Here is a 22,922-nt window from a genome sequence, read left to right as displayed (position 1 = left end):
CAGTTTAGTTGAAATGCATCTATTGTGCGAATTTATGGTGAGAATGCAGTTATATTTACCTTGTTATAACCAAATTCACTATCTGCTTTAAAAATTCTCTAATAAAAACACTTGCGTCTTATATTAGAGCTATGGTACTAATTTAATAAGGCTGAAATGAGCCAACAAAATTTAACTAGCTTTTCAGGTATTGTGAATTTAAATGCAAAATATTAACTCAGTAATTATTAACATTCTCGTCGTGGTGATTATAAGATCATCGCGGGGTTGTTTATTGGGCTGAGAAAAGCTAATTGTAAACATAAACCCTCGCTCCGAAAGGACCGAGGGTTTTTTTTAAGTGTTTTTAGACAGTGAATTATTCAATTTTTTGGCTTTTATTAAATTAAGGAACAACTAATTCACTTTGAAATTATGAATATAAATGTAAAGTGAATGGTGCAATAAATTATGGCAAGCGATAAGAAACAAACAGGCGGTTCGTTATTATTTAGCGTATTACAGCAACATGGGGTTCAGCATGTTTTTGGGTATCCTGGCGGCGCAATTATGCCTATTTATGATGCCCTGTATGACAGCGATGTAGAGCATTTTTTATGTCGGCATGAACAAGGTGCTGCATTTTCAGCTGTAGGTTACGCAAGGGCTTCAGGGAAGGTAGGGGTTTGTTTAGCAACTTCTGGTCCTGGTGCAACTAACTTGATAACAGGATTAGCCGATGCCATGGCAGACTCCATTCCTATTGTTGCTATTACTGGGCAAGTAGCTACATCAGCAATGGGTTCTGATGCTTTTCAAGAGGTTGATATTTTTGGCCTTTCTTTAGCTTGTACTAAGCATTCCTTTCAAGTGACTGATGTTAACGAGCTTGCTCAGGTTTTACATCAAGCATTTGCTATCGCATTAGAAGGTCGTCAAGGCCCTGTATTAGTTGATATTCCAAAAGACATTCAAATTGCACAGGTTGATACTGCACTCAGTAATGCAGCAAAACTTAAAAACAAGGTGAAATTACCGCCTGCGAATGTTGGTAAAGCCATTGCCTTATTAAGCCAAGCCAAGCAACCCGTATTATATGTTGGAGGCGGTGTAGGTATGGCAAACGCGGTTGATGAATTAAGATCATTTGCTTGCACCACTGGTTTACCAAGTGTGTCTACTTTGAAAGGCTTGGGTGCATTAGACCCTGATGATAAACATTACCTTGGCATGCTAGGAATGCATGGCACAAAAGCTGCTAACCTTGCGGTACAAGAGTCAGACTTATTAATTGCCGTTGGTGCAAGGTTTGACGATAGAGTCACTGGTAAGTTAGCTGAATTTGCACCTCATGCAAAAATTATTCACTTTGATATTGATACCGCAGAGATCAGCAAGCGAAGAGCTGCAGATGCCGCTATTTTAGGTGATTTAAAAGTGAATTTACCCGCGCTTTCTGTGCCTTTATCAATTGTGCCATGGCAGCAAAAATGCAAACAGATGAAAGCAGATTACGCTTGGCAATATGACTATCCTAAGGAAACCATTTTTGCACCAGCAGTTCTAAAAGAGATAAGTGAGAAGGCACCGAAGAATACTTGTGTTACTACCGACGTTGGTCAACACCAAATGTGGGCTGCACAACATATGTCATTTCAAGACCCAAGTAACTTTTTAACCAGTGGCGGTATGGGCACTATGGGCTTTGGTTTACCTGCAGCAATTGGTGCGCAAATTAGTCGGCCTAACGACTGTGTTATTGCTGTTTCTGGTGATGGTTCTATCATGATGAATATTCAAGAATTATCAACAATTAAGCGCTTTCAACTACCCGTTAAAATTGTACTGATTGATAACGCTAAATTGGGCATGGTACGCCAATGGCAAGATTTATTTTTCAATGGAAGGTTAAGTGAAACTGACCTGTCTGATAATCCAGACTTTGTTATGCTAGCCAATGCCTTTGATATAAAAGCGAGAGAAATAACGTTAAAAAGCGAAGTGTCGGCAGCCATAGAAGAGATGCTTGATCACGATGGCCCTTATTTATTACAAGTAAAGATTAACGCCGAAGATAATGTTTGGCCATTAGTGCCGCCCGAAACGGCAAACGACAAAATGATGGAGAGTACCTAACATGAATGATTACCAATTAATTATCTTAGCTGATGATAAACAAGTGGTGCTTGAAAGAATTTTACAAGTAACCCGCTACCGAGGCTATTTAATTAACGGCATTAATGCAAAAGTTAATACGGGTACTCAAATAGGTACAATTGAATTAATGGTCAGTAGTGACCGTCCTATTGAACTTTTAGTGGATCAAATCAATAAACTGATCGACATCAAAGAGGTCAAAGTAGACAATACAAAGGCGCAGAAATGCATTGCTTAATTAAAGCAAACTACTCAATTTAAAACACCAGTAATTGAAAAGCTTAACTGCATCAAGGGATGAGTTAAGTAATTTTAAAATATGTAAATTAGGGAAATAAAATGGCTAAAGTAAGTGCAGAACTTATCTGGTTTAATGGTGAACTCATGCCGTGGCAAAATGCTACAGTGCATGTAATGAGCCACGCGTTACATTATGGTTCTTCAGTTTTTGAAGGTATTCGTGCTTATGATACACATAAAGGGACGTGTATTTTTCGTTTAGAAGAACACATTAAACGCTTGTTTGACTCAGCAAAAATTTATCGAATGAACATACCTTTTACACCAGAAGAAGTTATTCAAGCGTGTAAAGACTCAGTAGCAAAAAACAATTTATCTTCGGCATATTTACGCCCGTTAGCATTTTTGGGCGATGTAGGTATGGGTTTGCGCCCACCAGCAGACGCTAAAGCTGAATTAATGATTGCGGCATTTAGCTGGGAAGCCTATTTAGGTGCAGATGCTATTGAAAATGGTGTAGATGTTGGCGTATCTAGCTGGAACAGACTTGCTCCTAATACTATGCCTACAGCGGCTAAAGCTGGCGGAAACTACCTTTCTTCGCAGTTGATCTCTATGGAAGCAGGTCGTCATGGTTACACCGAAGGCATTGCGTTGGATGTGAATAATCAAGTAAGTGAAGGCGCAGGTCAAAACTTATTTTTGGTGCGCAATGGTATTATTTTTACACCACCTGGCACGGCTTCTATTTTGCAAGGCTTAACACGAGATACTGTTTTCTTCTTAGCAAAACAACTAGGTTATGAGGTACGTGAAGAAACTATTTCACGTGAAGGCCTTTACTTAGCAGATGAATTCTTTATGACAGGAACAGCCACTGAAGTTGTTCCAGTAAAATCGGTAGACGGTATGCAAGTAGGAACAGGTTCACGCGGACCTATCACTAAAGCGATTCAAGAAGCTTTCTTTGGTATTTTTAACGGTAGTACCGAGGTTCCTGATAACTGGTTAGACCCAGTTAAATAACAATGATTTAATCTTAAATGAAAGTGCTTAAAGCACTTAAGTACTTTCATTTTATTCGTATAATTTTATTCGTATAGTTAACAATTAGTTATATATTTAAAGCCAAGTAAAAGTTTGGCTTTAAATATATAATTCAACACTTTAAAATCGGAATCAATATCATGCCTAAATTAAGATCTGCAACTTCAACTCAAGGCCGTAATATGGCTGGTGCGCGTGCATTATGGCGCGCAACAGGCATGAAAGATGGTGATTTTGGTAAGCCTATTATTGCGGTGGTAAATTCTTTTACTCAATTTGTACCGGGCCATGTTCACCTAAAAGACATGGGGCAACTTGTTGCAGGCGCTATTGAAGAGGCTGGTGGAGTTGCGAAAGAATTTAATACAATTGCTGTTGATGATGGCATTGCCATGGGGCATAGCGGGATGCTTTATAGCTTGCCATCGCGTGACTTAATAGCCGACTCAGTTGAATATATGGTTAATGCGCATTGTGCAGATGCCATGGTTTGTATCTCTAACTGCGATAAGATAACACCAGGTATGATGATGGCAGCGATGCGCTTGAATGTACCTGTAATTTTCGTGTCTGGTGGACCAATGGAAGCAGGTAAAACTAAGCTTTCTGATCAAATAATTAAGCTCGATTTAGTTGATGCAATGATACAAGGGGCTGATCCAACAGTATCAGATGAGCAGTCAGATCAAGTTGAGCGCTCTGCTTGCCCTACCTGTGGTTCTTGCTCAGGTATGTTTACCGCTAACTCAATGAACTGTTTAGCTGAAGCATTAGGTTTAGCCTTACCGGGTAATGGCTCGATGTTGGCAACGCACGCAGATAGAGAGCAATTATTTTTAAAAGCGGGTGCACAAATAGTTGAGCTAACCAAGCGCTATTATCAAGACAATGACGAGTCTGCATTACCACGTAATATCGCCAACAAAGACTCATTTTCAAATGCAATGTGCTTAGATATTGCTATGGGTGGTTCAACAAACACGATATTACACCTACTTGCCACCGCACAAGAAGCTGAAATAGATTACACCATGGCAGACATGGATAAACTATCACGAGTTGTGCCGCAACTATGTAAGGTTGCACCCTCAACTCCTGAATACCATATGGAAGACGTACATCGTGCTGGTGGTGTTATTGCTATTCTAGGTGAGTTAGCACGTGCTAACTTGTTAAACACAGATGTGCCTAATGTACTAGGTACAACGCTCGCAGATGTAATTGCTAAATATGACATTACCGTTACAGATGATGAAGATGTTAAAAAGTTCTACCGTGCAGGCCCTGCTGGAATTCGTACAACCAAAGCGTTTAGCCAAGATTGTCGTTGGGATACCTTAGACGACGACAGAGCGAATGGATGTATTCGTAGCATCGATCATGCTTTTTCAACAGAGGGTGGTTTAGCCGTACTTTCGGGCAATATTGCGGTAGACGGTTGTGTAGTTAAAACAGCTGGCGTTAGCGATGATAACTTAACGTTCACCGGCCCTGCCCATATCTTTGAAAGCCAAGATGATGCCGTGTCTGGTATTTTAGCGGGGAAAGTCGTTGCTGGCGAAGTAGTCGTTATTCGCTATGAAGGCCCTAAAGGTGGACCCGGTATGCAAGAAATGCTTTATCCAACCACTTATTTAAAGTCTATGGGTTTAGGTAAAGCATGTGCATTGTTAACCGACGGTCGTTTTTCTGGTGGCACTTCAGGTTTATCTATTGGGCATGTATCGCCAGAAGCAGCCGATGGCGGAACAATTGCACTCGTTGAGCAGGGCGATATTATTCATATTGATATTCCAAGCCGCTCAATTGAATTACAAGTAGCTGACGAAGTTCTTGAACAGCGTAAAGCGGCCATGAAAGCTAAAGGCAAAAAAGCTTGGAAGCCAGTTGATCGTGTACGTCCAATTAGTTATGCCTTAAAAAATTATGCAATGTTAGCAACAAGTGCCGACAAAGGTGCAGTGCGAAACCGTAAATTACTTGATGGTGAATGTGATGACTGAATCAGAGGTCATTAATCAAGGGATCGGGCTGGAATATCTTCGTCGGATATTACTTGCCCCTGTTTATGATGTAGCCGTAGAAACAGAGCTAACACCGCTGACTAAATTATCAGCCCGTCTCAATAATCAAATATATTTAAAACGAGAAGATCAGCAACCGGTTCATTCGTTTAAATTGCGAGGTGCTTATAATAAGCTCTCTAATTTATCAGAAGCTGAATGTATTCATGGTGTTATTGCAGCCTCTGCGGGTAATCATGCTCAGGGTTTAGCGCTAGCAGCACATAAGCTTGGCATTAAAGCAACGATTGTAATGCCCATTACAACGCCTGACATTAAAGTGGATAATGTGCGTCGTTATGGTGGAGAGGTTCGCCTTGTTGGCAAAAGCTTTAACGAGGCGCAATCAGCTGCAGCTGTATATGCTGAAGAAGAAAAGAAAACCTATATTCACCCGTTTGATGATCAAGATGTTATTGCAGGCCAAGGTACTGTTGCTAAAGAGCTTCTACAACAGCAGCCGAATGCACAAGTTGTATTTATTCCAGTGGGTGGCGGTGGGCTACTTGCAGGAATGGCGGTTTACTTAAAACAGTTAAGACCTGAAATAAAAGTTATCGGCGTTGAGGCGGAAGATTCAGCCTGTTTAAAAGCAGCACTTGCAGCTGGAGAACCTGTAGATTTAGACCAAGTGGGTTTATTTGCTGACGGTGTCGCCGTTAAGCGTATTGGTCAACATACCTTTGATTTAATTGAGCGCTATTGTGATGAAGTGATCACAGTGACCACCGATGAAATTTGTGCGTCTATTAAAGATATATTTGAACAAACCCGTGTTATCGCAGAGCCTGCCGGTGCTTTATCGTTAGCAGGATTACAAAAGTATTGCCAAACCAGTAAAGGCGATGAGTCTTTAGTAGCAATATTGTCTGGTGCAAATATGAACTTTCATACCTTGCGCTATGTGTCAGAACGCTGTGAATTGGGTGAGCAAAAAGAAGCCGTTTTAGCCGTTACTATTCCAGAAGAAAAAGGGAGTTTTAGGCGCTTTTGCCATGCGCTTGAAGGACGAGTGATCACCGAGTTTAATTACCGTTATGTTGATAAGCGCGATAGCGATAACAACCAAGCAAATATCTTTGTTGGTGTTAGAGTTACTAACGGTGAAGAAAGGCATCAGCTTACGCAGTTGTTACAGCAGAAAAGCTATCAAGTAAGCGACTTTACTGAAAATGAACTTGCTAAATTACATGTCCGATACATGATTGGTGGTAAGCATGCGCTTCCGCTTCAAGAGCGTATATTTCGCTTTCAATTTCCAGAATATCCAGGTGCATTAGAAAAATTTCTTGATACCTTGGGCGAACATTGGAATATATCGTTATTTCATTATCGTAATCATGGCGCGGCATTTGGGCAGGTGCTTGCAGGTTTTGAAGTCACTGAAGCGGTGCAAGCAGCCTTCTTTGATCACTTACAAGACTTAGGCTACGAATGGCAAGAAGAAACAGATAACCAAGCTTACCAAGCTTTTCTTACGTAATAATAGTAATCTCTCTCAAACGATAAGTTGTGTAAATGCCTGTTTTGCACAACTTTGATTTTGACCTTTAAAAATTACAAAATTAAGCTACAGTAATTATACCAATCTCACTAACTATGTGATCATTTCTACTGGCTAAAGCAGTCAACTACTGCGTTATTTATTTTATAATTAGAACAACTAGTTATAAAAATAAACGCCTTGTATTTGACTGTTTTCACTGCGTATAAAATAGATCACTTAATTAATGAAACTGGTATTATAGTTCCTATTTATCGTTTTGACGCAACACTATGCGGAATTTACATGAAAAACTTATACTTACTAATTGATCGCCTATCTAATACGTTAGTTAATGAAAAGCGAAAAGCGTTAGCTGAATTTGGTTTGCAGCCAGTACAACTTGACGCTTTGCGGTACTTATCTATGGCAAATAAACACTCAGACAATGCCATTTCAGTCTCTGAATATTTAGGACATACCAAAGGAACCATTTCTCAGTCGATAAAAGTACTTGAGCGCAAAGCCTTAGTTCATAAAACGATATGCCCTGAAGACAAAAGAGTATTACATATTAAAGTAACAACAATTGGTAAGCATATTCTTAGCCAATTGACTGAGCAGTCACAACTACACATGGCTATTACTAATCTGAGTAACACTAACGAAAACGCATTAATTCGAAGCCTTAATGCAATACAACATCAAATTAATAGTAAAGATGTGCCGCAGTCATTCGGGCAATGCTTTACTTGTATACACTACAAGCCTGGAATTCCTGCAAAATGTACTCACTTTGAAGAAGTAATAACCGAAGAAGCGTCATTACAAATTTGCAGAGCACACCAAGAAGCCTAGCCAAAATTAACAATCACCCACATCTAACAATTAATTTTTCATAGTTTTATTTACGCTTTAACGGTATAAAGACGGCAGCGAATAAAAAATGGAAAAATAATGGAAGACGCCCAAGGAAAGCAACAGAATACTGAAAAAGTAGCGGTATTAACGCCTATTGCACAATCAAAACGAATAGATGCCCTAGATATTCTCAGAGGGATAGCGCTAGTAGGCATTTTATTAATGAATATAGAATGGTTTAACCGTCCGCTAACTAACTTAATTGGTTTTGATCACTCTTTAACAGGCATAGACCATGCAGCAGGTTGGCTAATAAGGTGTTTTGTTGAAGGTAAGTTTTACAAACTTTTTGCTTTGTTATTTGGTATGGGGTTTGCCGTAATGCTTTTGCGAGCGAAAGAAGTTGGCCGCCCTTTTGGGGCTTGGTTTACCCGAAGAATGATTGCCTTGTGGGTGTTGGGTATCATTCACATGGTGTTTTTATGGGGCGGTGATATTTTACATGACTATGCACTTGCCGGATTAATGCTTTTACTGTGGGTTTATATACTACAAAAACCCAACTTTCAGCAATATGACAACCCTCGTTCATATTTAAAGCTTGCAGCCATTTGGTTATTTCTTCCCATCTTTTTTTCAATTGTTGGTGGCATAGGAGCAGGTGTGTTTATGGATCATAAAAGCACGCTTGCTACTTGGGACGAAGAGCAAGAAATAGCCATAGCTGTGGCGATGCAACTTGAATTGCCCCAAGAGGCATTAGAATTAATCACAGAAGAGTCAATTGAAGATAACCCATCGTTAAATAATGACAGCAAAGCTAGTGAACTCACTCCAGTAGAAGAAAAAATAAAAGAACAGGTAGCTTACCAACGAGACGCCATAGAAAATGAAGAAAAAGAAACTGTGGCGTTTACTGAAGGTAGCTATTGGCAAGCAACTCAATATCGTCTTGAGTTTTTAGCATTTATGCTGCCCTTCTCACCACTATTTGCCTTTGCCATGTTGATCCCTATTTTTATTTTAGGCTTTTGGTTTGTCGCCTCTAAGCGGATCATTAACTATAAAGACTATATGCCGATGTACACCCTAATGAGAAATATCGGCTTACCGTTAGGTGTTTTTCTAAATGTTGCAGGGGTTTTACTATTGCAACAGCCATCCGCAGAAATCTCAATGGTGATTACTTCAATAGGTGAAATGATCTTTTTTGTTGGTCAGTATATTTTAACTGCGGGCTATTTAGGCCTAGTTATTTGTATGTTAGCAGATGAAAAGTGGCATAGTCGTTTGGCTAAGTTTGCGCCAATGGGCAAAATGGCACTAACCAATTACTTAATGCATTCAGTCATATTAACCTCGATATTTTATGGTTATGCCGGGGGCCAGTTTGGTTTGGTATCGCGAAGCACGCAAGTACTGATCGTATTAGTAATAATAGTGTTTCAAATGCTGGCTTCACGTTGGTGGCTAGCACGTTTCCGTTTTGGGCCTATGGAATGGCTATGGCGCTCAATTACCTATAAAAAACTACAGCCCATGTACATTTAATAGCACTCAAAATCTTGACATAATATGTCTAGATGACATATTATGTCCGCATTAACTAAACCAAAGGAGTAATAATAATGAATAATGGTTTAAGCAATTCAACAACTAACATTAATACAACAAAAGTAACTAAGCACATTTGGAAAGCGGGTGTTGCAATAGCTGTGATTATTATCGGTTGGCAAATATTCTATACCATTGATGAAGGTCATGTAGGTATTGTTAAACGTTTTGGTGAGGCAACTACACAGGTGAATCCGGGGTTACACACAAAGGTTCCTTTTGCAGATACGGTAGAAGAGCTAGAAATTAGAACAAGAAAAAACAGTGAAAACTTAAAAGCCTCTACTTATGAACAGATGCCTGTAACAGCTGAAGTCTCGGTAAACTGGACCGTTATCCGTCCAGAAGCATTCGAGTTATATAAAAATTATGGTGGCTTAGATCAATTTGAAAATAGAATTTTAGATCCGCGTTTACGCTCTGCTACCAAAGATGCATTAGCACGCTTTAAGGCAGAAAAAATTATTCAAAACCGTGGCCAAGTTATTCAAAAAATTGAAGAAACATTACTTTCGGAAATGATTGATTTTCCAGTGAAGCTTGACAGCGTACAAATTGAAAATTTGGTACTACCCGCTAAGTATTTACAAAGCATTGAGACGAAACAAACAGAGAAAAATTTAGCGGCTGCAGAAATGCATCGTTTAGAGCGTCAAAAGTTAGAAGCTCAACGAGAAGTTAATACCGCAGAAGCAAAGCGTGACGCTGAAAAAGCAAGAGCCGATGGTTCAGCTTATGCCATTACCACAGAAGCAAAAGCGGAAGCTGAAGCAATTAAGTTAAAAGGTTTAGCTGAAGCCGAATCTATGATGAAAAAAGCAGAATCTCTTAAAAATAGCGAGTTGCTTGTAGATTATGTAAAAGCACAGCAATGGGACGGAAAATTACCATCAACAGTAATGGGTAATGGCCAAGATATTTTATGGAATATGAAAGAGAAATAAAGGTAGTCAATAAATACTACTGTTCACCTGTAGGTTGGTAGCCCATCAAGTTATATTGAAGAGTTAAGGATAACGATTTGACGGCGTAAACGCCGACCTACAAAACATCAATTATTTGTAGGTTGGGCTTTAGCCCATCAAGTTATATTGAAGAGTTAAGGGTAACGTTTTGACGACATAAACGCCGACCTAGAAAACATCAATTATTTGTAGGTTGGGCTTTAGCCCATCAAGTTATATTGAAGAGTTAAGGGGTAACGATTTGACGGCGTAAACGCCGACCTACAAAACATCAATTATTTGTAGATAGGGCTTTAGCCCATCAAGTTATATTGAAGAGTTAAGGGTAACGTTTTGACGACATAAACGCCGACCTAGAAAACATCAATTATTTGTAGGTTGGGCTTTAGCCCATCAAGTTATATTGAAGAGTTAAGGGTAACGATTTGACGACGTAAACGCCGACCTAGAAAACATCAATTATTTGTAGGTTGGGCTTTAGCCCATCAAGTTATATTGAAGAGTTAAGGGTAACGTTTTGACGACGTAAACGCCGACCTAGAAAACATCAATTATTTGTAGGTTGGGCTTTAGCCCATCAAGTTATATTGAAGAGTTAAGGGTAACGTTTTGACGACGTAAACGCCGACCTAGAAAACATCAATTATTTGTAGGTTGGGCTTTAGCCCATCAGTTATATTGATTAATTTAGTATGATGTTAGACTTATTGACATAGGATATTATTATGAAAAAATTTACTTATAAAATGATAGACACCCGTGATGTAGAAAGCGCAGGCATGTTTAAAGGTAGAAAACGCGAAGATATAGAGGCATACCTTAATAAGCTTGGTGCTGAAGGCTGGGAACTTGTAAATGTAGATTTTCGTGAACTTGAAGGTGGTTCTGAATTTGCAGGAATTATGAAAAAAGAGCTTTAGCCTGCTTGTGTGGCAAATAGAAAGAAATCTCTTAACGTTAACCCCTTGAGCTATTAGCTATTTCGCGCCTTAATTTTTGAGATTGTGTAGATTTTATCACAGGTTCAAAGTCCCAACATTAATGGCTTGTGTGAAACACCAATGAAGACACTAAGGACATGTATATTGCTAGTATTTCATTACCATAATATTGAGCACTTACCTCTTCTTTGCGTTGTATTATTATGTAAATTGAGTGTCAGGTTTATTTACACTTAATTATTTCTGTATTAGGAATTTATAATCTATCGTGTTGAAATTGTGGGTTATTAATCGCTTGGTATAATTTTTGCTTTGCCTGAAGTCTTAATACACTAATGGAATAAACTATTATGCTAAATAAAGCAATCAAAACCTTATCTTTATCTTTATTATTTGTTGCTGGTTCATCTAGCGCCACAATCATAGATTACTATGACACAATCGCTAATGGCCATAATCAATTTGATACAACAGTAATAAGCAGTGGTGGAGTTGTTAGCTCCGTAACTTTAGCAAATCTATCTTATGGTAATTCTTGGGATATTGGTGACTTCGTAATCACTACAACTAACGGTGCAAATAAAGGTATAGATCCTGCTTCTACAGATAATGCTACAGGCCAAATGATTGGTATTAACCCGAATGATGCTAATGACAATGGTGCTGGTTCTGGCATTACATTTACTTTTGATAACGCAATTAATGCGTTAGGCTTTGAAGTTGGAGACTGGGCAACATGTTGTTTCTTACCTTCTGAATTATTTATTAGTTTTGACGGAGGCACAGCAATTAAAGTTGCAAGTGCTACTCAAGCAACTGACAATCCAGCAACTGCCGCTGGCGGTAATTCTGGCGATGCATTTTTCGTTGGCGCGATTGATGATTCAGCTACATTTACTACAGTAACGTTCTTTGGCAACGGTTTTGGTGAGTATTTAACAGCTGGTGGTACAATTAAGTATGCTGCAGTAGAAGTTGGCTCTATATCTGTACCTGAGCCTTCGACATTTGCTATTTTAGCACTAGGCATGATTGGTCTAGCTTCTCGTCGATTTAAAAAATAGCCTTAAAAGCTTATTGTTAATCAATTTAGAAAGCATCAATTGTCATGATTGGTGTTTTTTTGTTTCTGTTAATTGATTAATTTGATATTTCGATTCAGTTATACCAGTTTCATTAATTAAGTGATCTATTTTATATGCAGTGAAAACTGTCAAATACAAGGTATGTATTTTATAACGAGTTGTTCAGGGCAATTATGCTCCTACATTACCCACATAGGCTACACCCTTGTAGAGATAATTATAAAAAAATAACGTAGTAGTTAGTTGTTTTAACTAGTAGAAATGATCACATAGTTAGTGAAACTGGTATTAGTTGCCAATCAAAATAATGTTTACAGCTTTTAGATTTTGAGTTGTTAAGCTCAAATGTAACTAAAAAATTAATACTAATTTTAATCGCCTATTCACTTTTGGCAATTTGGGCTTCAATTTCTGTTACTTTTGCTTCTAATGCTGCTAGCTTTTCGCGTGTTTTTAACAACACTTGTGTTTGCACATCAAATTCTTCGCGTGAAATAACATCTAACTCAGTAAGCTTGCGCTGAATTACAGTTTTCGTTTTTTCTTCGAAGTCGTTAGCTAAGTTTTTTAATCCTGGTGGTATTGCATCAGTAACTTGTTTAGCAATATCTTCAATTTTTTTGCTGTTAATCATCTTTAATGGCCATCATTGTTAATTAATGTCTATTGTAAAGGTTTTAGCTGTTTTGCCAATGATTAAAACAAGGTAAAATCGTCGGCCTTATATGTAATGTGTTGTTGGCGTGCAATTTTAATGAAACTCAATCCTAGACAAAATGAAGCGGTTAAATATGTTACTGGTCCTTGCTTGGTATTAGCTGGTGCAGGTAGCGGTAAAACTGGGGTTATTTGTCAAAAAATTGCTTATCTTATTCAAAAGTGCGGTTATAAGGCGCGAAACATTGCGGCGGTAACTTTCACTAATAAAGCGTCGCGTGAAATGAAAGAGCGTGTCATTAAAATGTTAGGCAAAGACCAAGCGCGTGGCCTAACTGTGTCAACATTTCATTCTTTAGGCTTAGATATTGTTCGCCGTGAAATTAAAACCTTGGGCTATAAGCCGGGCTTTACCTTGTTTGACGATCAAGACTCTTTAGCGTTACTTAAGGAGTTAACGCAAGAGGAATTTGACGGCGACAAAGATACATTAAGCCGATTACAAAACATGATATCAAGCTGGAAAAATGACTTATTATTACCTGAGCAAGCAATAAAACAGGCTGTAGATGCAGATGCATCGCTTTTTGCAGAATGCTATGCCCGTTATCAAAAACACATGAAAGCTTATAATGCGCTTGATTTTGATGATCTTATTTTAGTGCCAACGTTATTATTAAAAAACTTTGCTGAAGTAAGAGAGCGCTGGCGTAATAAAATTAAATACATGTTGGTAGATGAGTACCAAGACACCAATGCTAGTCAATATGAATTAGTAAAGTTAATCACAGGTGACGCGGGTTTGCTTACTGTGGTGGGTGATGACGACCAATCGATATACTCTTGGCGTGGTGCTAAGCCCCAAAACTTAGTATTGCTTGGGCAAGACTACCCGCAATTGAAACTAATTAAACTAGAGCAAAATTACCGCTCCAGTGGCCGTATTCTTAAATGTGCTAACGTGTTAATTGCTAATAACCCACATGTTTACGATAAGGCGCTTTTTAGTGAGCTTAACTATGGTGTTGAGTTGCGTGTTGTGCAAACCAAAAATGAAGAGCATGAAGTTGAACGAGTAGTTGGGGAGCTAATAGGTCATCGCTTTTTGAATAAAAGTCAGTTTCGCAATTATGCAATTTTATATCGAGGTAATCATCAGTCGCGTTTACTTGAAAAAGCGCTAATGACCAACCGAATCCCTTATAAAATTAGTGGTGGTACCTCATTCTTTTCTCGTGCTGAAATTAAAGACATGATGGCTTTTTTACGTATTCTGGTTAATCCTGATGATGATAACGCTTTTTTACGTATTGTGAATGTACCTCGCAGAGAAATTGGCCCTGCAACATTAGAAAAGCTTGGTAGTTATGCGAATATGCGCCAAATTAGTATGTTTGCTGCAAGCTTTGAATTAGGGCTTGAGCAAACATTAACAGGCCGCGCTTTATTACATGTACAAAACTTCACTCGTTGGTTAGTAAACCTTGCCGATAATGCAGAGCGTGGCGATACAGCCGCGGTGCTTCGAGGCATGGTACGTGAAATGAACTACGAAGATTGGCTTTACGACACCTCTCCAAGTGCAAAAGCTGCTGAAATGCGAATGAAAAATGTTACTGAGCTATTTAGCTGGGTTACACAGATGCTAGAAGGCTCTGAAGACGAAGAACCAATGACTTTAGCACAAGTTGTTACCCGTTTAACGCTGCGCGATATGATGGAGCGCAGTGAAGATGAAGATAATGCTGACCAAGTACAGCTAATGACTCTGCATGCGTCTAAAGGGTTAGAGTTTCCGTATGTTTTCTTAATTGGTATGGAAGAAGGTTTATTACCGCACCAAACCAGTATGGACGAGGGTAATGTTGAAGAGGAGCGTCGCTTAGCTTATGTAGGAATAACCCGTGCGCAAAAAGAGTTAATATTTACCTATGCGCGCGAGCGTCGTCAATTTGGTGAAGTCTCGCGTACTGAGGCTAGCCGTTTTTTACATGAACTGCCACAAGATGACTTAAGTTGGGAGTTAACGCAAACCAAACAAAGCGTTGAGAAAAAACAAGCTACAGCAAAAATGGGTGTGGCGAATTTACGAGAGTTATTGAAAAATAAACCGAGCTAAATGAATACAGGTGTTGTTATTTTTTAGGCTTTTTAATCACTTTAAAAATGTCTCGCCAACTAACGAACCCAACAGGTTTATTTGCCTCATCAACAATGGGGATACATGAAATTTTATTGTTGTTGAACAAATCTATCGCATCATAAACGCAAGCATCAGGTGTTAACGTAACAAGTTTACGTGATAATACCTGATGAGCTCGCTTATTAAGTGTCGCAATATCTTTCGTTGTTTCAGATGCTGTACCAATATTAGGGCTAATTGCTTTAAGTAAGTCTCTATCTGAAATAACACCACATAATTTATTTGATTCAACAACCAACACATGATGAAATTTATTTTTATCAAAAATATCTTTCACAACGCTTAACGTGTCATCCATTGAAACACTAACAAGCGACGTACTCATTATTTTTGTTATATTCATAATATCCTCATATATTGCCTGATTTACTTTTTGGTAAAAATTAACGTTAATATAGGCACCAATAAAAAGCTAGCAATCGCCGAAACACAAAGCCCTGATATAATAACAACCCCTAAAGGCTGCCATAAACCTCCGCCATAAATGGTTAGTGGTAATAAGCCGCCAATAGTGGTTAACGTAGTAAGTAAAATAGGTGTAAAACGAGTAGCTGCAGCATTAACAATTGCTTGCTGCTTCTCTTGTTTTTTCTTCAAGTTGGTATTGGCAGTGTCTATTAATATAATGGCGTTGTTAACTACAATACCAAATAAACTAATTAAGCCAATAAACGCCATAATTGAAAATGAAAGCCCCGTTAGATATAAACCAATAACAGACCCAGCTAATGCAAATGGAATAGAGGTGAAAATAATCAATGGCTGTAAAATTGACTTAAATTGCAACACTAATACTGCAAAAATACCAACAGCGGTGATCATTAATATTTGGAATAATCCTGAAAATGATTCTTGTCGAGACTCTTCTTCGCCACCGAGCATGAAATACATTCCTTGGGGTAGCTTATACTCATTAAGGTAGCTGACTAAGTTTAAGGTTAACTCATTAATAGAATAACCCTGATCAACATCAGCCGAAACTTTTGCCATACGAAGTTTTTGATAATGAAAAAAGTCTGTTTGTCCTTGCTGTAACTTTATTTCGGTCACTTGATTTAACGGAATGCTATGGCCTAATTTATTTTTGATATAAATATCATTTAAGCTGTCTAAATCAAACTGGTTGCGACGAACAACAACAGGGTAGCTTTCGCCATTTACATCATTGAACAATCCAACATTTTCACCTGACAGCACCGCTTTAACAGTGTTGTCGAGGTTATTAATATCTATTTGATACAGCCCTGCTTTTTCGTAGTTGATACTTAGGCTTACTTCGGTATTTGGCACGCCAATAGGGTTTTCAATATTGATAACACCGGCGGTGTTTTGCATTTTTTCAGTAAGATCTGCTGCAACTTTATGTAAATCAGCTAACGACTCACTCATTAACCGAAAAGTAATAGGCTGGTCGGTTACTGGTCCTTGAGTGAACTCTTTAATTGAAACTTCAGCTTTACTCCAGTGTTTATATTGATTTCTCAGTTGGTTAACAAGTTGGTCTACTTGGTCTGACTGATAATCCTTTAGTACCACCAAAATTTGACCATAGCGAGCAACGCCACGTTTTGGCATTTCGTTGTAATAGATTCTAGGATTCGCATTACCCACATTTAAGGCTATGTTTTGCACTAATGGTTTAGTGGTGAGATCTTGTGCGATCTCTTGCATCACTTGTTCAGTAAAATTAAGTGAAGAATTAACAGGCGCCTCCACATCAATTAATAACATAGGTTTTTCTGCTTTAGGAAACAAGCTCACGCCAACGTGTGAAAATAGCGAAAACATTACAAGCAAAGCGCCAATAAACACAATAATCAATAACGTTTTAAAGCGCATCAATTTGGTTAAAAACTGTGAATAAATATTATCAGCAAATAAATTAAGGTAGTGCTGAAAGGCCTTAATTTTACTTTCTTTATGGGTTAAAAACTTGCTTGCTAATAAAGGGGTTACCGTTAATGCGATTAATAGAGAGGCAAATAATACTAACACAACCGTTACTGGCATCGAGCGCAAAAAGTCGCCAGTATTGCTAGCCATTAACAGCATAGGTAAAAAGGCAAACATTGTTGTAATTGTGCCAGAAGTAATGGCTAAACCCACGTTACTTGTACCATTGGCACATGCCTGGGCTAGGTTATTACCTTTCTTTTTCTCTCGGTGAATACTTTCAGTAACAACAATAGCGTTATCAACCAATAACCCTAACGCAATAATTAACCCTACAATAGACATTTGCTGTAAGCCAAAGCTTGCAAAATCTAACCAGCCAATTGCAATAAGAAACGACAAAGGAATCGCGGCAACAACAACGGCAGCTTCACGAAACCCTAAAAATAACAATGACATTAAGCCAACAATAATTAACCCTTGCCAAAGGTTTGCAAAAAAGCCGTCTACCCTTACTTCAACACTGTCTGCTTGTTTGAATAGGGTTTCTAGTTTTATATCGTTGGGTAATGATTGTTGAAAACGGGCTATTTCAGCTTCAACATTCTTGGTTAATTCAAAAATATTGGTGCCTTCACGTTGTTGAACCGTAATAAAAATAACGGGCTTGTGTTGGTAGTAAGCTAAATAATTAGGCTCTCGATCAGTTAAATGAATGGTAGCAATATCTTTTAAACGTAGAACTGAATTGGCGTTAGCGCTGATCACCGTTTCTGAAATTTCAGCGAGTGCTTCAAAACTACCGCTGCTTGCTACATTAAACCGACGATTGCCGGCATCAACAAAGCCAGGTGTAATATTGAGTGAGCGGCCTTTTAAAATATTACTGATCTCAGTAATGGCTATATTATAATTTTGTAATAGGGCTAGGTTTACATCAACAGCAACAATTTGTTGAGGGTAGCCCAAAATATCGGCTTGCATAACGCCATTTAACGCTTCAATCCGCTTTTCCAGTTGCTTACTATGAAACTCCATAGACTTGTAGTCATGAGGCTCACTCCACAAGGCGATTTGCATAATGGCAACGCTGGTAGGGGTTGCTTTGAAAACAGCTAATTGTTGAATGCCGTCTGGAAGGCTTGGTTTAATTGATGAGATAGCTTGCTTTACTTTATTAAAAGAAGCTTCTGGGTCAACACCGTAGATAAACTCAACCGTTATTCGAGTCCCCCCGTTTTTAATTTGAGACTCTATTTTTAAGATGTTTTCAATGCTGGCAATTTCTTGTTCAATTGGATTAACCACCAAAGACTCAATATCGCTGGGTGAAGCACCAGGATAGACTACCTCAATTAATGTAATGGGTAGGTCAAATTGAGGATCTTCAGAACGTGGCATATTAAAATAAGACACAATACCGACAAGCACTAGCAGTGCAGCAATGATCAGTGTGAATTGCGCGTTATTTATTGCTAACCGAGGTAAATTCATCAGTACCCCACTACTTTAGGTTATGCCAACCGTGAGTAACCACAGTTATTGCATTATTGGTACTTTCAGCAGTGACATAAATGTGATGGTTATTAAGCTGATAAATAGGGAATGCTTGCTGGCTAGGCGTTTCACCATCTTCAACTACCATTAAAATCGCGTAACCTTGGTCATCAATACTCATTAAAGCATCGATAGGCACTTGGTAAACATAGTCAGCAGACGTGCTGCCCATTGAAACATGTGCCAACTGCCCTGCAATTAAGCGCATCTTACTGTTAACACTCGGTAGCAGTATTTCAACATCAAATAATTGAGTTTCAGCATTAGAAATTGCAGGTATTTTAGAGATAGCACCGTTAATATTCCCAGCATTATTCAGGCGTACATTTACCGATTGATTTAATGACAACAAGGCAACTTCCCTTTCGGTAAGCGCTACTTTTACTATCCAATTATTTTCTAATGCGGCAATAGATAAAGCCGTATTACCAGGAGATTGTAGTTCGCCTATATCGGTATAACGTTTAATTACTTGGCCTGAAAAAGGCGCAATAATTTGTGCTTTTTCTAAATTATAAAAAGCATTCTTGTATGCGGCACGTGCGGTTTCAACCTCTGTTTTAGCTGTATCAAGTGCTTGGGCTGAGCTTAATTCTTTTGCGATTAATTCTGATACCCGATGCACATTACGCTTAGCATTGAGCAAGGTGGCATAAGTTGCATTTTTAGTTGCAGCAAGCTCTGTTGTTTCAAGTGCCGCAAGCGTATCACCAGCAGAAAAGTATTCACCTTCGTCAACCGTTAATACTTTAAGGTAACCTGTTGCTTTAAATGATAAATCAAGCGTTCTTTTAAAAGCTAATTTACCTGTTTTATTGATAGACTGCTCAAAAGGTGCCGCAACGATTTCCTGCGATTTATAGCTTTGCGCTATGCTCGATAAAGAAAAAAAACTAATAAATATAATAAAAAGTATGCGCATAATAGAAAATTACTTTGCTCTTCAATGACTAATAAAATAGAACTAAAGCTTACTTTAGGCCGAACCCCTGCAAAAGTACACCTTTTTAAAGGCGATAACGGCCCGTTCAGCCAATTTATTAAAGATAAATATTATGGCTGTACAATAAAAATTAGCTCAACAAGTAGTACTAGGGTCTGTTGATCTTTCAGTTTATAGCTCTGTTGCATTTGAAAAAGATGACAGTCGAGGCACTTAATGTAATGTTTGGTTGCTCCAAATGCACATTAAGTAACAAAGAGTGACGCTTTTTCAAGGCAACCCAAAGGGCTATGACTATTTTTCAACCTAACATCGTTAAAAATGGTTAAAGTACGACTGCACGGATGCAGAAGGTAGAGCGACGCAGGATGCCAAAGCCGAGAATGCTACATTGCACCATTTTCGCCTTGTTATCTTAAAAAATAGTCTATAGCAGAGGCTAAAATGAAAGATCAACAGATCCTAGCATTGCGCATAAAAAACACGCCTTTTAGGAACGCACAAACACCATCACAACTTTATAAAATTTAGTTGATGTAGAGTTAACTATACCGACACCAATTTTATTTGTTCTAACTGTCGTTTATATCGTTCTAGAAAGTCACTTCTGTATACGCAATGGTATAATACCAATCTCACTAATTATGTGATCATTTCTACTGGTTAAAACAATCAACTACTGCGTTATTTATTTTATAATTAGAACAACTAGTTATGAAAATAAATGCCTTGTATTTGACTGTTTTCACTGCGTATAAAATAGATCACTTATTTAATGAAACTGGTATAACTATAGCAAGGATAAAAAATCTCGCGTTATGTCGCGATACAAACTAGACAATTATCAGTGAAAACTATAGTATTGCCGCGCTTAGTATATTCCACCCGTAGCTCAGCTGGATAGAGCGCGTCCCTCCGGAGGACGAGGTCACAGGTTCGACTCCTGTCGGGTGGGCCATTTATACCTACCTTACCTACTATAAGATCATTTCTACTGGTTAAAACAATCAACTACTGCGCATTGAAATATACCTCGTTACCTTTCTAGCAGTGAACTTTCACCCGCATTACGCTATCGCGCAGTGCTCATATTCCGTATGCTCTTACATTTAATATCACAGTTTTCTTTGCTTTAACTGGAAAGTAAGCTTTATATCACAGTTAACTATTTTATTGCGCTTGCAATGCCACTTAACTTTGATTATTGTATTTATTATTAACCAATTTACACTTTTCTGTGATTTGATATGAAGAATAACACGCTTAGAATAATACAAAGGAAGCTTGAAGAGATTCAATCCGAGTTTAAAAATATGGATAGCACAAGTAGTAGTGTAGAAGGGTTTATCTCCTTAAATGAACTTTATGAAACTGTAGATCTATATTGTAAAACCAATGGTTTGAATATGAAGGATATAGCCCTGCTTGCAGGTATTTCTTCTACTACCTTAACGAAAGCACTCAGAACCCCGGAAAATACCACTATGAATACTATTTTAGCGATAGGTGAAGTAGTCGGTTTTCGCGTATTGTTGGGTCGTGGCAATGTTTAAATTAAACCGACAAGGCTTGGTTTTTGCCAATGGCAAATTTTGTGGCTACCTTAATGAGTTTAGAGATGCTCAACTAGAAAAATATACCTTTGAATATGATCATGATTATATGAGTGAAGGTGTACCTATGGGTTATCATTTCCCATTTACAAAAAATACTTTCGAGTTTGATACGTTTCCCCCTTTTTTCTCAAACCTTATTAGTGAAGGATGGTTGCGAACCCACCAAAGCAAGCTAGCGAGACTTGATAAAACAGATTCTTTTGGTTTACTGCTCGCCAATGGTAAAGAATTAATTGGTGCGTTATCAGTAGTACCTAGTGAGAATAAGTATGGATAAATCAATTTGTAAAGGCTCACTCAATCACGTTCTAACTAAAAATATTGTTGATGGTTATAGCAAGACACACTTAAAAACGATGTTTGGCACGCAAAAGCCCGTAACGATAAAAGGCACCCCAGATAAATTCGACCAGATGGTAATTGACCATGGCACCGGAAGCTCAATCTCTGGTGTGCAGCGTAAGTTATTCATGGAAATAGAAAAGGGAATATTAGTACCAAACGAACAAGGTCAGTACATAGTAAAACCCACACCCAAAGAGTTTCCATCTCTATCTGAAAATGAGCAGTGCATTATGAAATTGGCTAATGCTATTGGTATCAATACAGCGCAATGTAGCGTTATACCTTTTGAAAACGGGGAGCTTGCTTACGTAACCAAACGTTTTGATATTATTCAAGGCACAAGTTACAAACATTTTATTGAAGATGGCGCTAGTATTTGTCAAGTTGCACCGCAAAACAAAGGCAGTGATGCGCTTTCGTATGAAAGATGTATTAAGGAGATGGTTAACGCCTTTGGTGGTGGCCATGGTGGTGCTATTGCGGCGCTAAGATTGGTTTTATTTTCATACTTGGTTGGTAATAACGACCTACATTTGAAAAATTTTTCTTTGATCAAATATTATAAGCCATCAAATAAAACACACTTACTTGATGGTTTCGCTCCTGTTTATGATGTATTAAGTGTTTATCCTTACCCTGAGTACTACACCGAGTCCTTATCGCTTTCGCTATTAGAATCAGAAGTAGATGCTGTTTATAGTTCGAGTTATGAAAGTTATGGCTATTACACACTACATGACTTTATTTTACTAGCTCAAAATTTTGGTGTTAAAGAGCAAGTAGCTCAAAAAATAGTTATGAAAATAATCACCGACATTGAAAATAAATGTAAAGGGGTGTTAATGAACTCTAATCTCCCTAACCATTTGAAAGACTTGATTATTAAAAGGATTATAGCGGCTTGTGGTATGACAAAAAAACCTATTATTAGCTAAAAAGAAATAAAAACGATAAGCCCAAACAACACAAAAGGGCACGCCCTAAGCTTAGTCACTTATCTACCACCTATAGCTTGTTTGTCAGCATTAACTGAATATAATAAATATTCGGTAAGTATGTTAATTATAGAGGCAAGTTCTGTGGAATTTCTTTTGTATGGTATGGCGTTAATGGCCAGCATAATGGTTGTTGGTTACTTTATAATTGAGTATTTTTATCCTGTAGGAAAAGATAAATTACGGCATTGGCGCTTTTCAAAATATTACAAAGTATTTCCAGACGAGCTTAAATAACAAAGCTTATGCTGAGTGTGTTTATTAATTGGTAACTTTTT

19 protein-coding genes and 1 tRNA gene are annotated in these 22,922 nt (G+C 38.1%); 16 read left to right on the top strand and 4 right to left on the bottom strand.

Annotated features, from left to right (window positions below; all coding sequences use genetic code 11):
- Positions 1 to 450: 450 nt before the first annotated feature.
- The 10 genes from ilvG (at position 451) to QUD79_RS16650 (ending at position 12,414) form a co-directional block, all read left to right on the top strand.
- Positions 451 to 2,115, top strand: a complete 1,665-nt coding sequence (gene ilvG / locus QUD79_RS16695; protein WP_184423338.1) for an acetolactate synthase 2 catalytic subunit — start codon at positions 451 to 453, stop codon at positions 2,113 to 2,115.
- 1 nt (position 2,116) lies between these two features.
- Positions 2,117 to 2,374 carry an acetolactate synthase 2 small subunit gene (ilvM, locus tag QUD79_RS16690; protein ID WP_184423336.1) on the top strand — a complete coding sequence of 86 codons (258 nt, stop codon included), beginning with the start codon at positions 2,117 to 2,119 and terminating at the stop codon, positions 2,372 to 2,374.
- A 101-nt stretch (positions 2,375 to 2,475) separates the two neighbouring features.
- Entirely contained in the window at positions 2,476 to 3,402 is a 927-nt protein-coding gene (locus tag QUD79_RS16685; protein WP_184423334.1) for a branched-chain amino acid transaminase, read from the top strand.
- A 161-nt stretch (positions 3,403 to 3,563) separates the two neighbouring features.
- Positions 3,564 to 5,426 carry a dihydroxy-acid dehydratase gene (gene ilvD, locus QUD79_RS16680; protein ID WP_184423332.1) on the top strand — a complete coding sequence of 621 codons (1,863 nt, stop codon included), beginning with the start codon at positions 3,564 to 3,566 and terminating at the stop codon, positions 5,424 to 5,426.
- The gene (gene ilvA, locus QUD79_RS16675) at positions 5,419 to 6,969 is read left to right on the top strand and encodes a threonine ammonia-lyase, biosynthetic (RefSeq protein WP_184423331.1); all 1,551 of its coding nucleotides are present in this window, start codon (positions 5,419 to 5,421) and stop codon (positions 6,967 to 6,969) included. Before ilvD ends, ilvA begins: the two co-directional genes overlap by 8 nt.
- Before the next feature lie 306 nt (positions 6,970 to 7,275).
- Positions 7,276 to 7,827 (top strand): MarR family winged helix-turn-helix transcriptional regulator, encoded by a 552-nt coding sequence (locus tag QUD79_RS16670; protein ID WP_184423329.1) that lies wholly within the window; start codon positions 7,276 to 7,278, stop codon positions 7,825 to 7,827.
- A 99-nt stretch (positions 7,828 to 7,926) separates the two neighbouring features.
- Positions 7,927 to 9,381 carry a DUF418 domain-containing protein gene (locus tag QUD79_RS16665; protein WP_184423327.1) on the top strand — a complete coding sequence of 485 codons (1,455 nt, stop codon included), beginning with the start codon at positions 7,927 to 7,929 and terminating at the stop codon, positions 9,379 to 9,381.
- Positions 9,382 to 9,458: 77 nt separating this feature from the next.
- Positions 9,459 to 10,388 carry a prohibitin family protein gene (locus tag QUD79_RS16660; protein WP_184423325.1) on the top strand — a complete coding sequence of 310 codons (930 nt, stop codon included), beginning with the start codon at positions 9,459 to 9,461 and terminating at the stop codon, positions 10,386 to 10,388.
- 746 nt (positions 10,389 to 11,134) lie between these two features.
- The gene (locus QUD79_RS16655; protein ID WP_184423323.1) at positions 11,135 to 11,329 is read left to right on the top strand and encodes a DUF4177 domain-containing protein; all 195 of its coding nucleotides are present in this window, start codon (positions 11,135 to 11,137) and stop codon (positions 11,327 to 11,329) included.
- A gap of 371 nt (positions 11,330 to 11,700) precedes the next feature.
- Positions 11,701 to 12,414: a PEP-CTERM sorting domain-containing protein gene (locus QUD79_RS16650; RefSeq protein WP_246454897.1), complete on the top strand. Its 714-nt coding sequence runs from the start codon at positions 11,701 to 11,703 to the stop codon at positions 12,412 to 12,414.
- A gap of 400 nt (positions 12,415 to 12,814) precedes the next feature.
- On the opposite strand, the gene ubiK is transcribed toward QUD79_RS16650, so the two are convergent.
- Positions 12,815 to 13,069, bottom strand: a complete 255-nt coding sequence (gene ubiK / locus QUD79_RS16645; RefSeq protein WP_184423321.1) for a ubiquinone biosynthesis accessory factor UbiK — start codon at positions 13,067 to 13,069, stop codon at positions 12,815 to 12,817.
- Positions 13,070 to 13,189: 120 nt separating this feature from the next.
- On the opposite strand from ubiK, the gene rep reads away from it, so the two are divergent.
- Positions 13,190 to 15,211: a DNA helicase Rep gene (gene rep / locus QUD79_RS16640; protein WP_184423319.1), complete on the top strand. Its 2,022-nt coding sequence runs from the start codon at positions 13,190 to 13,192 to the stop codon at positions 15,209 to 15,211.
- A 16-nt stretch (positions 15,212 to 15,227) separates the two neighbouring features.
- Here rep and QUD79_RS16635 read toward each other — a convergent pair whose 3' ends face one another.
- The 3 genes from QUD79_RS16635 to QUD79_RS16625 are packed head-to-tail and all read right to left on the bottom strand — an operon-like array spanning position 15,228 to position 19,667.
- Entirely contained in the window at positions 15,228 to 15,638 is a 411-nt protein-coding gene (locus QUD79_RS16635) for a CBS domain-containing protein (protein WP_184423317.1), read from the bottom strand.
- A 23-nt stretch (positions 15,639 to 15,661) separates the two neighbouring features.
- Entirely contained in the window at positions 15,662 to 18,682 is a 3,021-nt protein-coding gene (locus QUD79_RS16630; RefSeq protein ID WP_184423315.1) for an efflux RND transporter permease subunit, read from the bottom strand.
- A 10-nt stretch (positions 18,683 to 18,692) separates the two neighbouring features.
- Complete coding sequence (locus QUD79_RS16625; protein ID WP_184423313.1) at positions 18,693 to 19,667, bottom strand: efflux RND transporter periplasmic adaptor subunit; 975 nt, start codon at positions 19,665 to 19,667, stop codon at positions 18,693 to 18,695.
- 902 nt (positions 19,668 to 20,569) lie between these two features.
- Here QUD79_RS16625 and QUD79_RS16620 point away from each other — a divergent pair.
- The 5 genes from QUD79_RS16620 (at position 20,570) to QUD79_RS16600 (ending at position 22,881) form a co-directional block, all read left to right on the top strand.
- Positions 20,570 to 20,646: transfer RNA gene (locus QUD79_RS16620), tRNA-Arg, on the top strand.
- A 355-nt stretch (positions 20,647 to 21,001) separates the two neighbouring features.
- Positions 21,002 to 21,241 (top strand): hypothetical protein, encoded by a 240-nt coding sequence (locus QUD79_RS16615; RefSeq protein WP_184423311.1) that lies wholly within the window; start codon positions 21,002 to 21,004, stop codon positions 21,239 to 21,241.
- Positions 21,234 to 21,581 (top strand): HipA N-terminal domain-containing protein, encoded by a 348-nt coding sequence (locus QUD79_RS16610; protein WP_184423309.1) that lies wholly within the window; start codon positions 21,234 to 21,236, stop codon positions 21,579 to 21,581. Before QUD79_RS16615 ends, QUD79_RS16610 begins: the two co-directional genes overlap by 8 nt.
- On the top strand, positions 21,574 to 22,584 hold the full coding sequence (locus QUD79_RS16605) for a type II toxin-antitoxin system HipA family toxin (RefSeq protein ID WP_184423307.1): 1,011 nt from the start codon (positions 21,574 to 21,576) through the stop codon (positions 22,582 to 22,584). The genes QUD79_RS16610 and QUD79_RS16605 overlap by 8 nt, the downstream gene beginning before the upstream one ends.
- Positions 22,585 to 22,728: 144 nt before the next feature.
- Positions 22,729 to 22,881 carry a hypothetical protein gene (locus tag QUD79_RS16600; protein ID WP_184423305.1) on the top strand — a complete coding sequence of 51 codons (153 nt, stop codon included), beginning with the start codon at positions 22,729 to 22,731 and terminating at the stop codon, positions 22,879 to 22,881.
- The last annotated feature ends 41 nt before the right edge of the window (positions 22,882 to 22,922 follow it).

It is taken from the genome of Thalassotalea piscium, assembly GCF_030295935.1.
Classification (GTDB): domain Bacteria; phylum Pseudomonadota; class Gammaproteobacteria; order Enterobacterales; family Alteromonadaceae; genus Thalassotalea_B; species Thalassotalea_B piscium.
This window is presented reverse-complemented; position numbering and strand designations above follow the sequence as displayed.

Coding starts and splice junctions, on each gene's coding strand:
- QUD79_RS16635 (WP_184423317.1), bottom strand. CDS start 15,638: ATGAATATAACAAAAATAATGAGTACGTCGCTTGTTAGTGTTTCAATG.
- ilvM (WP_184423336.1), top strand. CDS start 2,117: ATGAATGATTACCAATTAATTATCTTAGCTGATGATAAACAAGTGGTG.
- QUD79_RS16615 (WP_184423311.1), top strand. CDS start 21,002: ATGGATAGCACAAGTAGTAGTGTAGAAGGGTTTATCTCCTTAAATGAA.
- ilvA (WP_184423331.1), top strand. CDS start 5,419: ATGACTGAATCAGAGGTCATTAATCAAGGGATCGGGCTGGAATATCTT.
- QUD79_RS16670 (WP_184423329.1), top strand. CDS start 7,276: ATGAAAAACTTATACTTACTAATTGATCGCCTATCTAATACGTTAGTT.
- ubiK (WP_184423321.1), bottom strand. CDS start 13,069: ATGATTAACAGCAAAAAAATTGAAGATATTGCTAAACAAGTTACTGAT.
- ilvG (WP_184423338.1), top strand. CDS start 451: ATGGCAAGCGATAAGAAACAAACAGGCGGTTCGTTATTATTTAGCGTA.
- ilvD (WP_184423332.1), top strand. CDS start 3,564: ATGCCTAAATTAAGATCTGCAACTTCAACTCAAGGCCGTAATATGGCT.
- QUD79_RS16625 (WP_184423313.1), bottom strand. CDS start 19,667: ATGCGCATACTTTTTATTATATTTATTAGTTTTTTTTCTTTATCGAGC.
- QUD79_RS16610 (WP_184423309.1), top strand. CDS start 21,234: ATGTTTAAATTAAACCGACAAGGCTTGGTTTTTGCCAATGGCAAATTT.
- QUD79_RS16685 (WP_184423334.1), top strand. CDS start 2,476: ATGGCTAAAGTAAGTGCAGAACTTATCTGGTTTAATGGTGAACTCATG.
- QUD79_RS16630 (WP_184423315.1), bottom strand. CDS start 18,682: ATGAATTTACCTCGGTTAGCAATAAATAACGCGCAATTCACACTGATC.
- rep (WP_184423319.1), top strand. CDS start 13,190: ATGAAACTCAATCCTAGACAAAATGAAGCGGTTAAATATGTTACTGGT.
- QUD79_RS16665 (WP_184423327.1), top strand. CDS start 7,927: ATGGAAGACGCCCAAGGAAAGCAACAGAATACTGAAAAAGTAGCGGTA.
- QUD79_RS16655 (WP_184423323.1), top strand. CDS start 11,135: ATGAAAAAATTTACTTATAAAATGATAGACACCCGTGATGTAGAAAGC.
- QUD79_RS16660 (WP_184423325.1), top strand. CDS start 9,459: ATGAATAATGGTTTAAGCAATTCAACAACTAACATTAATACAACAAAA.
- QUD79_RS16605 (WP_184423307.1), top strand. CDS start 21,574: ATGGATAAATCAATTTGTAAAGGCTCACTCAATCACGTTCTAACTAAA.
- QUD79_RS16650 (WP_246454897.1), top strand. CDS start 11,701: ATGCTAAATAAAGCAATCAAAACCTTATCTTTATCTTTATTATTTGTT.